Below are 10,947 nucleotides of genomic sequence, written 5' to 3'. Positions count from 1 at the left end.
TTCTAATTTTTACCACACCGCACCATTCTTTTGAATTATTCAGAATAAAAAAAGCAAACTCCAAAAGAGTCTGCTTCTGACTATATACAAACTCGATGAAAATCGAGTTTGTATACATTTTTTTTGCTTGTACAAATTTTGACGTTGATTGGAACGTAGGGCACTCGCTTTCCGCGGGCGGTCCGGGAGCCTCCTCGGCGCACTCGCGCCTGTGGGGTCTCCCTTAGACTCGCTATTCCCGCAGGAGTCTCGCACCTTCCGTTCCAATCAACTATGTTTAAAAATTTAAATAGAACTCCTTTTGCCTACAGTCTTTTTTGTTTTAAAATAAATCTATTAAAACTTGAGCTGATGAGGATGTTTTCGAAACATCATTCTATTCAACGAGATCAACTTGAAATGATTACTTTTGATCAACTGGTGCCGGCGAACCATTTGGTTCGTAAAATTGAGGCTTCCATTGACTTCACTTTCATTCATGACTTGGTTAAAGATATGTATTCAGAGGTAAGACGCCGAAGTAATGCCCAGTTATTTTAGTTAAACTGATATTCATTCAATATACCTTCGCTATTCGTTCCATGCGACTATTAAGTGTGTATTCGCGGATGCAAAAGAAAAGCAAGGTATGCGTTGTACTACTTTAAGGGGACTTAAAAAATTGTCGATGCAAGCGATGCTTACTTTCGCTGCCATTAATTTAAAGAAGATGGCCATGTGGACATGGCTAGGTCCTAAAATAGCATAACCTAGTGGCTCGAAGAGTCCAAATCTCTTAACCTTTGGTCAAAATTTCAAAGGGAATTTTAAAAGGGGTTCGAAATTTTTTTATTCTGAACCCCTTTTGTCTACAAACTGAAGCAAACTCCAAAAGAGTCTGCTTTTTTCATCATTAGCTGAATAAGTGTTCATATGGACCCATATTCACCTTTCTTTCAGCTAATTTTTTTTGTAAAAATTTATGGTCACGTTTTGGTGTGGCAATGATATAGCCGCGTATTACTAAATCTTCCGTAATATCGCCCGCTTTTTCCTTTAACGCCAACTCTCCGATTTTCCCTGCGATTTTATGACGTGCAACATCACGAAAAAGTTCTGGCACAGGGCTCACTAAATCTTCTAGTAATTCCTTTTGCTGCTTTGACCATAAGTGCTTTGTTTGCTCCAAATAGTATTCTTCCCAATCCATATCGGATTTCCCATCTTCTTTGGGAAATCTTTTCAGGAACTTTCGAAACATGAAAAAGCCACCTATGCTCATCAATATAATTAACAGGGCTACCCAAAATAGAATAAACCATAAAAACCATCCGCTAAGCAAAGTACCACCTCATATGTATAGAATGATCGTCACTATTATTATAGACAGTAACCCATATCTTTACAAGACTGGCAATGCAATCATTCTGGACCGTTCACTTCCAGCAAGACAAGCGAAAAATCCCCCACCGCATTTTCTTCATATAGATTCGTTACCGAAGTTGCATAGTTAAAGATCTCTGCTCTAAACTCCTCGTTTGACTGTGGTATCTTTATATCAAATACCATTTGATAAAGCAGTGTTGTAATATCATGATATTCATTATGTGTAACCTTGAAATTGAAACTGATTTTCCTCATTTCCTTACCTTCAGAATCCTTTACATTTTCAGCATGAAAATCAGTAACATGAATTGGAACATCGTTTAAAATGACCTCGTCTACCATTATCAACATCTCCTTAAAAAAAGTGGTTAAAGCCATGTTATCACTGGGAGCTTCCAGCGCCAATCATTCAACCTTGTAAAATAGAAAAACGTGCACAGGAAACCCGAGCACGTTTTTTTCCAATCAATTTACTTTCCCTTTTTCACGATTATTCGCCATTTAGCGTCATCGATTTGCTCAAACTCCGTGATTTCATGACCTTCAGTAGCAGCCCAACGCGGAATGCTCTCCGTTGCTTGTGTGCAATCGAAATTAATGATCAATTCCTCTCCTTTTGCCATGTCCACTATCGCTTCTTTTGCTTCCACTAAAGGGAATGGACATACCATCCCAGTCGTTTCCAATACCTTTGCCATTTATATTCCACTCCTTGATCAAAAATTTTCGGCTCGTCTCTTAAGCCGCTTTGGATGCAGCTGCTGTCTGCTTTTGCTTACGGATAATCGTGAAATAAGTTGCTACCCATGTACCCAGCAGGAAAAAGACAATTGCGATCCAACCTTGCCAAGCAAATAGCGCCGAGTTCACCAGACCATTTCCGATTGTACATCCCCCGGCAACACTTGCGCCGAATCCCATGGTTACACCGCCAATTGCATTGTTACGTAACGTTTTCATATCAGGCAAACGCCAACGGAATTCCCCGCTCCCTTTGGCTGCAATGAAAGCACCGAGGAAAATGCCCAATACTAAAAACGTACCCCAATCGATTAACGCATCATCTCCGGTTATAAGGAAAGTTAAAATGTTCGCGGAAGGCGCTGTAATTCCAAGTCCGAACATTCGGCCTGTCATTGCACTTAGCGGCCATGCCATGATTGCAATAAGGCCCACCAATAATGCTGTAACAAAAGGATGCCAACGTTTCTCGAATAAGATGTGGGCCAATCCCGTTTTTTTCGGTTTCATTTTAAAAATTGGCAGTTTCGGCTTTCTCAATTCACGAATCACCAATATGCCAACCAAGAGTGTCACAATAATCACAAGCACCCAAGGCGAAACATTTAACGTTTCATGAATATACGTATCATTTGTACGATAAGATAACAGATTATCCCCTGCCACTTTCCATACACCATATTTCGTCATTGCTGCCCCTAGCATATATCCAAAAAGGGCAACCCAACTTCCGATCATGCCCTCTCCGGCACGATACCATGTTCCAGTGGCACAACCCCCTGCCAGAACCATACCAATACCAAAAATAAAGCCACCCACAATTGTTCCCAACCATGGAAAACCATCATTTCCAAACTGAATGACTCCTGTATCATTCAATGCATAAACACCAATACTTTGTATTGCTATTACAACAAAAGTAGCCAAAAACATCCGTCCATCTTTAGCTAAAATCAAATCACGATATGCACCAACAACACAGAAACGGCCTCTTTGAAGCACAAATCCCAGCAGTAAACCACAAATAATCCCAAACACAATCATTTGTAACATGTACCGTTTCCTCCTTAAATAAAATAATAATACTAATATAATATAATCCGGATGAAATTACTAGGTTTTTGCATATTTTTTTACTCATGAAAAGTTTCCAGGCAAATGAAAAACCCGAGTCATCATGAATATCGACTCAGGTTTTTTAGATTATCACACCATACTGCTTCCGCCGAAACTGGCTGCTTTAACTTTTTTATATTGGTAAAGCATGGCAATTCTCCACGGAACGATCATCGCGAAAGCAAGTAAGAAAAACATTCCGCTCAATACACCGATTTCTATCGTGCTCCCCAGCATCAGTTTTGCCACCAGTCGAATCACCATGAGCCCAATCAATATGAATATGAACGCTTTAGAGCGCAGAATATAAATTTTTTCATCTCTTACTTCAAATTTAGATGTTTTAATCAATAAGATGGAAAATAACATCCCTGCAACAATAGCCTCCAGCAATTCGTATCGAGTAACACGGAACATCGGGAAAATAAACATTAAAGCACCCGTACTCATAAACAGCGGCGGTAAGATGATTTTCTTTTCATTCACTGGTTTTTTCGTTTCCTTCATACGTAATATGAAAACACCTATAGCCATCACAATCGCTATACCTGTTGATATATATATCATCTATTAACCATCCCTTTAAACTAAAAATAGGTAAGTACCATTAAAAATTATATATGACTTCAATTTATAAACAAAGTATATATTACCTATTTGAGATAAACAAGGAGGTGTTCTTAAATAAGCTCCCTTTTGATGCTTCCAATGCCCCGCCCTCGTCAAAAGGCTTGAAGATAAAATCTTGCACCACGGCTTCTATAGCCTTCGATAACCATATTTTTGCTGACCACCTATAGCAGAGAGCATATTATACCCTTTGCGGCCTGAAATTCCTTCTTAATTTCTTAGGTCAGAATTTAATTTTGATATACCGACAGCTTAGTGACCCCAAAATCAACGAAATTGACACCTTCAGTCCTAATAGCAGGCAACCAACTAGATTATTGAAAAAATAACTTATTATGGACTAAAAACCCGTAAAGCCACCGAATAGTCTAGACAGGACTGCAATTATTTTGGTCATCCAATCAAAAAACAAAATCACACCCATTACAATCATTAAATATCCGCCAATCTTCATGATGTATTGGCTGTACTTTTTGATCCATTTCAATTTTCCGACAAAGAAGGATAATATGAAAAACGGTATGGCAAATCCTAAAATATAGGCAGTCATATAGCTCATGGCAGCACTAGGATTAGTTGCACCCAGTGAAATGACAGCGCCTAACAACGGACCTGCACAAGGGGTCCATCCAGCGGCAAAGGCAAGTCCGATAAGAATGGAACCTATATATCCGCTAGGTCGGTTCTTGAATTCAAAGCGGCTGTCTTTCATCAAAGATCTCGGCTGAAAGATTCCTACAATGAATAAACCAAAAATGATAATCAGGATGGCGCCAATCTGACGAATTAATTCTTTGTAATCCGAGAAGAAAGAACCTAGGTATGATGTGCTAAAACCTATTGCAATAAAAACCAGAGAAAACCCAAGCAGGAAGAATAAGGTATGCAGCATGCTTCTTCTTTGGAGCATGGCGTTCTCGGATTTGATTTCACCTACACTCATACCAGTGATATAAGATAAAAAGGCCGGATATAGCGGTAAGCAGCATGGCGAAATAAAACTCAGGAATCCCGCCCCAAATGCTAAAAACATATTAATATCATTCAAATAAGCTCACTCCTATGTATGTCAACCTATAAACATTGTAACAAATAAGATAAAAAAATACATTTATGGAACTGTGAATATTTCATGACAGCCAATTGCCTAAAAACAGAATGGGGCGACGGTTTAATTTTCCATAAGATAACTTATTTGAATTCATTAGTCCAAGCCGATATAATTGTTATATTCATACAGATTTTACAACGAACACATAAATTAATGGTACCATGAAAATATGTTGGGGCCAGAAAGGAAATATAATGGCTAAAAAGAATGAATTTCTCGAACAGATTGAATTGAAGAGAAATGAACTTATAAAGATTGTCGCTAAAGATGGTTTAAACTCACATGTTGCCGTTGAATACAGCCAGCAACTTGATCAATTATTAAATAAATATAATGAACTTTTTTATAAAACCGGTACAAATTTTTAACCCAGTACCTCTCCCATTGATAACCACATATGTTATTATATGATTTATTTTGCTGTCAATCTCCCCTTTTTACATTCTTTCTCAATTTGAATACATAGGCATATCCTTTGCTATATTAAAAAACAGGCAAGCGCTATGGGCACTGCCTGTTTTCCTGTTTTTTCATTTAAAATAATGCATAGAAATCATGTTGCAATATCAACATCGGATGTCGGTGCATAGTTTGTCACAACAAGAACAATAGGAGATCCAGCTAAGATGGAAGAACCGTCCGGAACAGTGATCACAAGACTTCCTACCCCAGTGGCACCTGGTGTGTATGTTGTTAAATCCTCCATTTGCAGTACCCCATTAATAAACACCTCATATGAACTGTTTTCCGCACTTAATGCAGGCAGTACAGTCGCAGGATCACCAGTATCCGAGAAAAAACTTGCTGGATCAATTGAAAGCGTGGTTGGACCAGTCGATGTGGCAGTCGCCTCATAAAATAATCGCGTGATCAGTGGATTCACATTAATCACCGAGGTAGCCGCAATCGCTAACTTCATTATTTTTAACGGCAAAATATTCACCTCTCTTCTCTCCATGCTATGACTTTGCGAAAGGAATTGTATAGACAATTTTCAAAAATGGTCCTCACGATAATCCTTACTTTTTATAAAATGTATAGGAGATAAGAAAAGGGGAGAGTTTTAGAAATGAACAGTAAATATTGCCGATTCATTAAAGAGGATCCAGAAATCCCGAGACCTTTGTTGTTTTTCCCTATGTGCTCTCCCAACGAAGTTCGCACGAGAATCCCAAAAAGAATCATTTCTTATGAATTTTATGCTATTGCAAATGGCTGCCAACGGATTTATGAAGAAAAAGACGGAATAACTGACATAGAAAATCAGGTAATACTGGATCCATCAAAAGTATCCTATATGAATTTATTCATAAATGGCGTATTGCAGCCCCACGATAATTACACCGTTGAAAAAGGAAAACTTAAATTGAATACGATTGATATCCCAATAAAAGGGACACCAATCATATTGCAAATGTTCATTATTTAAATGAGCGGCCTGTTCCTAAACGATTCCTTAATTCCAGGTCGGCACCTACAATAAAATTGAAATTGAATTTCATATACTGTTCATGAGTAAAATTGAGTAATATACGAGTAATTGCGCGGAATTCACGAGTAAAAGTTTAAAACTCACGAGTAATTGCGTAAAACTCACGAGTAATTGCGTGAAATTCACGAGTAATTGCGTAAAACCCACGAGTAAACGCCTAAAACGCATGAGTTAAGTGGAATTTACGAGTAAACGCGCCAAACTCATGAGTAAATCAGAAATATTCTCGAGTAAATGAGCAAAACTCACGAGTAAAAGTGTGAAATTCACGAGTAAGAAAGATGTAGCAGGAGGGCATCCGTTTATGAAATTCATGCTGAAGCTAACCTACAGTACGATAAAGGAATGTTACTGATTTATTGTTTTGCTCCAGGCTAAGATCACCTGTTTTCCAAAACCCGCCCTGTTGAAATAAACCTTAAGAGATAAAATTATGTTTGACAAATCACTAAAAAAATATTATCTTTAATTAAAGATAAATTAATTCGAGATAATACCTCATATTTTTTTAAAGGAAAACCTCGAATTAAAGATATCTAAAATAAAAATAAATTTCCAGGAGGAATCATAAATGATTGGTATTGGTTTATTAGTTATACGTATAGTAATAGGGTTATCGTTTGTTGGACATGGAGCTCAAAAATTATTTGGGTGGTTTGGCGGTCATGGCTTGAAAGGTACAGGAGGCTGGTTTGATTCAATTGGGATGAAGCCAGGAATTACCATGGCCCTATTTGCCGGTCTATCTGAACTTATTGGCGGAGCGTTATTTGCTTTAGGTCTCCTTACACCCTTTGCAGGTATATTAATTGCACTTACAATGCTCGTTGCGATCGTTAAAGTCCATGGAGCAAATGGCTACTGGGCAACTCAAAACGGTTATGAATATAATCTTGCCATTCTTGCAGTGGCGATTGGCGTTGCGCTAACCGGAGCTGGACCTTACTCTCTTGATTCCTTTCTATTTTAAGGAAGATTTGGTTTAATAATCCCTATATTATGATTATGAAAAACACGGAGTTGGCTATAACCACTCCGTGTTTTTACTTTTTCCTTAGAAAGAACCAGAGCATATTTTCTCCAGATTCTAATCTTTGGTACGAATGCATTAGGATCAGACTTCCAACAAGTGATTTTCCATTTAAGATTCCCCTTAAAATCAAGTACATTTACTATTGTCCCTAGGTACTAGTCTAAAAGTTCATATCAATTATTATCAGAGTCTTCTCATACAGTTTCTTATCTTCTATCCATTATTGAAATTTATCCAGATTGGAAAAATGAAGATCTACCGGATATTTTACAACATTCCCGCATAGGGAAACCCCTCTTCAATGAAAATAGGCCTGAAGGCTATACAAATTCCTTCAATAAACGAAAGTAGATTGTTAGGCTGTCGCAGGACCTAACAAATTAATAGTGTTTCATTTTCAAAATAACCCATTTTATTTTAGAAATTTATTATAATTCTCTTTTGTTTATTGTTAAGAGGAAGGTTATTCCAAACCTTTCAAACAATTAACGGAGGAGAAACCATTGAAAAAAATTGTTGCAAAAGTCTTATTATGCAGTTTGGCACTCACCCTCTTTGTCTCAATGTTGCCTACGAAGCAGCCAAAAGCAGAAGTAAACAAGTCTATGATTGATTTAGCTGTCTTTGAAGATTCACTAAGCAAACCTGTGTCTGCACCAAAACCCGCACCTAATATTATTGAACGTAGAACTATTAATACAAAATACGAACGCATGGAATCGCCTTTTGTTGAAGCAATCCCTTACGATGATGGCACCGGTACAGGTTATCTAGATGTATCGTGGGAGCCTGTAGCAAATGCTCAAAAATATCAAATTCTTCTCTTTAACGGATCTAAACACCACTACTTTACTGTTAACGGTGATATAACTGAATGGACAACTAAAGGCAAAAAAATGTTCCCTACTCCAAAACATATAGAGTCTGGTATGATTGATTACTTAAGAGATGGATCTGGTATGGAACTATCTATTGATCCAACTTCTTTATACAAAAAAGCTTTTGAAGTCGATGGTATGTACGATTATTCAAAAAGTCCTTACTATTACGTTCGTGTTACTGCTATCTTCGAAAATGGTGCAAGCCCAATCTCTTATGCTACAATATCTTCATTACTAACATATGATTTCGATGAAAATGGTGTTATAGAGCAAATCACTCCCGAAGAAGAAGCGATGTTTGAAGATATTCCAAGCATAGAAGAGATGTCGGCAGAAGAACTTCAAGTATTTAATGAATCCTTAGATGAGAATATAACAGTCATGTCACCAAGCGAAGCTGATATTGTGAAAGAAGCTGTAATTGATTTATACTCTGAAAATGGAAGCAATATAAGTGCGATGAGCAAGCGATTAGGCCTGAGTTTATCAAATAAAACAGTTGCTGTTGGTATTAATGTGGCTTTGGACATGGCAGTGTTTGGCGTAGCTGCTGGTTCTGTGAAAGCATTTATTGTTAAGAAAGGGAAGAAAGAAGCAGCAAGAGTTTTTACTAAAACAGTTAAAAGTCGATTAATTGCATGGGGAGCACCTGCTCTTGCTGTTAGTGCTGTTTATGCAATAAACTATGCTATTGTATATTTTGATATTGGAGCTAGGGTAGCTATATACCTTGACGGAATCGATTATAAACCTAGAAATGGAAGGATAAACTTTTAATTGTTTAAAATTAAATTTTATCATTTAGAAATAATAAACTTCGTTTTACTTGGATTAGTATACTTTTTTATTAGATTCTATGTAGTGTTTTCCGGATGGCAGTATACATTATTTTTTTTAATATACTTCTACTTTGGTTACCATTTTGTATTTAATCTGCCCTCTAAAATACGAGAGAAAAAGACAAAAAAATAAACTTACAGATAAAGCCCTCGTCGTATAGATGAACTGTGCCCCTATTTACGGGCAATAAAAAAAGTGCCTAAGCAGCTAATAAGTGGTCCCGGTATTGTACCAGGGCCTTTTCTTTAGCCCTATTGATAACGATGATTATTATATTCTTCTATAACTCGAATTGGGTGCTCTTTTTTATATTGCCTTTAGAAATAAACAGTTGGAAAAAACACTCAATTATTCTTTCTTTTCAAGGATTCAATCTAAAAATAACTATATAGATTCTTTACTCTATTCAATGACTCTTCTATAAACATAAATAACCCTGGATAAGGAACACTTTTATATGTGTTCCTTATCCGGGGTTTTTTGAAAAGTATAATGCATTTTTTATTTTTTACTTTATTCTACCCCTGGAAACCATCCTGGAGAGTGGATGATTGCTTGCCATAATGGATCTGGAATATCAAGTTGCAGCTGATTATCTTTGTTTATTTTTGTCACGATATCTGCTTCCCTGCCTTGTTCCACTTTTTGTACCCATTCAGGATCGATTATGATTTCACGGCCTAATGCAATTAACGGAATCCCGGATTGCAGTGCTTTGATCGCATCATCCGCTGTATAGATGGAACCAACTCCAATGACGGGAACTTGATCTCCGATACGTTCTTTTATAATTTCTATCCGAGGTCGGTCAAGGTCGGCTCCCCGTCTTGCTTTCGACCAGAAATCCATTAATGAAACATGAAGATAATCCAAATCCTTTGTTACAAGTCCATCAATTAATGCTAGAGTATCATCCATGGTGATTCCTGGTGTTTCCGGCTCCTCCGGTGAAAAACGATATCCTACGATGAAGTGATCCTTGGCATGTTCAGCAACAGCCTTTTTCACTTCATCCACAACCGCTAATGGAAAGGTCAGGCGCTTTTCAAGAGAACCGCCCCACTTGTCTTCACGATGGTTTGAATGAGGCGAAAAGAATTGCTGAAGCAAGTAACCATTAGCACCGTGAATTTCCACTCCGTCAAATCCCGCTTCAATGGCACGTCGGGTGGTTTCACCAAAGTCGAGAATGATCGATTCTATTTCCTTTTCAGAAAGTGGACGAGGAACTGCTTTCCCTTCGCCTTCCGACGGTATATTGCTTGCACTGACAACATCGCCATCTACTAATTCCGGTGGAACCTCTCGGCCGCCATGAAAAATCTGGAGAATTGCCTTTGCCCCTTTCGCTTTAATCGCTGATGCCAAACGACTTAGACTAGGTATCAATTCATCCTGATCTCCGCCAAATTCCCCATGAAAACCTTTGCCATTAGCCGTCACGTAAGTACATGCCGTTATAACCATGCCGACACCGCTTGACCGGCGTTCATAATAATTAACTTCTGCGTCGGTAACGGTACCGTCAGAATTAGAAGAGAAATTTGTCATAGGCGCCATCACCAATCGATTTTTCAATTCTATTCCCTTTCCTAAATTGAACGATTCAAATAATGGTGTATATTTAGAATTCATTTAGTAATCCTCCATTTTGTAACCCACCGGTTTGTATAATAAATCAAATCAAATCAAATCAAATCAAATCAAATCAAATCAAATCCGCAAACTAATTTAAATA

At 37.6% G+C, this 10,947-nt stretch carries 12 protein-coding genes and 2 pseudogenes; 6 read left to right on the top strand and 8 right to left on the bottom strand.

The window, feature by feature from the left end:
• Nucleotides 1–357: 357 nt before the first annotated feature.
• Both OSJ91_RS10865 and OSJ91_RS10860 read left to right on the top strand, forming a co-directional pair.
• Nucleotides 358–587 (top strand): annotated as a pseudogene (locus OSJ91_RS10865) (transposase); the annotation flags it as partial.
• Nucleotides 587–748 (top strand): annotated as a pseudogene (locus OSJ91_RS10860) (transposase); the annotation flags it as partial. The pseudogenes OSJ91_RS10865 and OSJ91_RS10860, both read left to right, overlap by 1 nt.
• Nucleotides 749–892: 144 nt before the next feature.
• On the opposite strand, the gene OSJ91_RS10855 reads toward OSJ91_RS10860, so the two are convergent.
• From OSJ91_RS10855 to OSJ91_RS10830, 6 genes are all read right to left on the bottom strand, one after another.
• On the bottom strand, nucleotides 893–1,321 hold the full coding sequence (locus OSJ91_RS10855; RefSeq protein ID WP_137018029.1) for a DUF2621 domain-containing protein: 429 nt from the start codon (nucleotides 1,319–1,321) through the stop codon (nucleotides 893–895).
• Nucleotides 1,322–1,401: 80 nt separating this feature from the next.
• Nucleotides 1,402–1,707 (bottom strand): DUF3219 family protein, encoded by a 306-nt coding sequence (locus tag OSJ91_RS10850; RefSeq protein WP_350302222.1) that lies wholly within the window; start codon nucleotides 1,705–1,707, stop codon nucleotides 1,402–1,404.
• A gap of 128 nt (nucleotides 1,708–1,835) precedes the next feature.
• Complete coding sequence (locus tag OSJ91_RS10845; RefSeq protein ID WP_048685981.1) at nucleotides 1,836–2,063, bottom strand: sulfurtransferase TusA family protein; 228 nt, start codon at nucleotides 2,061–2,063, stop codon at nucleotides 1,836–1,838.
• A 40-nt stretch (nucleotides 2,064–2,103) separates the two neighbouring features.
• Nucleotides 2,104–3,159, bottom strand: coding sequence for a YeeE/YedE thiosulfate transporter family protein (locus OSJ91_RS10840; protein ID WP_413016945.1), 1,056 nt, complete (start codon nucleotides 3,157–3,159; stop codon nucleotides 2,104–2,106).
• A 153-nt stretch (nucleotides 3,160–3,312) separates the two neighbouring features.
• On the bottom strand, nucleotides 3,313–3,789 hold the full coding sequence (locus tag OSJ91_RS10835) for a CcdC family protein (protein WP_137018031.1): 477 nt from the start codon (nucleotides 3,787–3,789) through the stop codon (nucleotides 3,313–3,315).
• Between the two features lie 403 nt (nucleotides 3,790–4,192).
• Nucleotides 4,193–4,900, bottom strand: coding sequence for a cytochrome c biogenesis protein CcdA (locus OSJ91_RS10830; RefSeq protein WP_485891539.1), 708 nt, complete (start codon nucleotides 4,898–4,900; stop codon nucleotides 4,193–4,195).
• Between the two features lie 257 nt (nucleotides 4,901–5,157).
• On the opposite strand from OSJ91_RS10830, the gene OSJ91_RS10825 reads away from it, so the two are divergent.
• Nucleotides 5,158–5,331: an aspartyl-phosphate phosphatase Spo0E family protein gene (locus OSJ91_RS10825; RefSeq protein ID WP_084737866.1), complete on the top strand. Its 174-nt coding sequence runs from the start codon at nucleotides 5,158–5,160 to the stop codon at nucleotides 5,329–5,331.
• 185 nt (nucleotides 5,332–5,516) lie between these two features.
• Here the strand turns inward: OSJ91_RS10825 and OSJ91_RS10820 are convergent, their stop codons facing one another.
• Nucleotides 5,517–5,897, bottom strand: coding sequence for a DUF4183 domain-containing protein (locus tag OSJ91_RS10820; protein ID WP_350302219.1), 381 nt, complete (start codon nucleotides 5,895–5,897; stop codon nucleotides 5,517–5,519).
• Nucleotides 5,898–6,032: 135 nt separating this feature from the next.
• On the opposite strand from OSJ91_RS10820, the gene OSJ91_RS10815 reads away from it, so the two are divergent.
• The 3 genes from OSJ91_RS10815 (at nucleotide 6,033) to OSJ91_RS10805 (ending at nucleotide 9,146) form a co-directional block, all read left to right on the top strand.
• Nucleotides 6,033–6,392: a DUF4183 domain-containing protein gene (locus OSJ91_RS10815; RefSeq protein WP_350302218.1), complete on the top strand. Its 360-nt coding sequence runs from the start codon at nucleotides 6,033–6,035 to the stop codon at nucleotides 6,390–6,392.
• Between the two features lie 634 nt (nucleotides 6,393–7,026).
• Nucleotides 7,027–7,425, top strand: coding sequence for a DoxX family protein (locus OSJ91_RS10810; RefSeq protein ID WP_034312918.1), 399 nt, complete (start codon nucleotides 7,027–7,029; stop codon nucleotides 7,423–7,425).
• A gap of 566 nt (nucleotides 7,426–7,991) precedes the next feature.
• Nucleotides 7,992–9,146, top strand: a complete 1,155-nt coding sequence (locus OSJ91_RS10805) for a hypothetical protein (protein WP_485891538.1) — start codon at nucleotides 7,992–7,994, stop codon at nucleotides 9,144–9,146.
• 576 nt (nucleotides 9,147–9,722) lie between these two features.
• Here the strand turns inward: OSJ91_RS10805 and OSJ91_RS10800 are convergent.
• Nucleotides 9,723–10,844, bottom strand: coding sequence for an NADH-dependent flavin oxidoreductase (locus OSJ91_RS10800; protein ID WP_350302216.1), 1,122 nt, complete (start codon nucleotides 10,842–10,844; stop codon nucleotides 9,723–9,725).
• Nucleotides 10,845–10,947 lie beyond the last annotated feature (103 nt).

The sequence above is a fragment of the Bacillus sp. T-10(2022) genome (assembly GCF_056502895.1).
Note: the sequence above shows the minus strand (reverse complement) of the source record. Positions and strands in the feature narration are given on the sequence as shown.

What these genes read in the sequence shown, in the direction of transcription:
- OSJ91_RS10850 (WP_350302222.1), bottom strand. Translation starts at nt 1,707, where the DNA reads ATGGTAGACGAGGTCATTTTAAACGATGTTCCAATTCATGTTACTGAT.
- OSJ91_RS10845 (WP_048685981.1), bottom strand. Translation starts at nt 2,063, where the DNA reads ATGGCAAAGGTATTGGAAACGACTGGGATGGTATGTCCATTCCCTTTA.
- OSJ91_RS10840 (WP_413016945.1), bottom strand. Translation starts at nt 3,159, where the DNA reads ATGTTACAAATGATTGTGTTTGGGATTATTTGTGGTTTACTGCTGGGA.
- OSJ91_RS10835 (WP_137018031.1), bottom strand. Translation starts at nt 3,789, where the DNA reads ATGATATATATATCAACAGGTATAGCGATTGTGATGGCTATAGGTGTT.
- OSJ91_RS10825 (WP_084737866.1), top strand. Translation starts at nt 5,158, where the DNA reads ATGGCTAAAAAGAATGAATTTCTCGAACAGATTGAATTGAAGAGAAAT.
- OSJ91_RS10815 (WP_350302218.1), top strand. Translation starts at nt 6,033, where the DNA reads ATGAACAGTAAATATTGCCGATTCATTAAAGAGGATCCAGAAATCCCG.
- OSJ91_RS10810 (WP_034312918.1), top strand. Translation starts at nt 7,027, where the DNA reads ATGATTGGTATTGGTTTATTAGTTATACGTATAGTAATAGGGTTATCG.
- OSJ91_RS10800 (WP_350302216.1), bottom strand. Translation starts at nt 10,844, where the DNA reads ATGAATTCTAAATATACACCATTATTTGAATCGTTCAATTTAGGAAAG.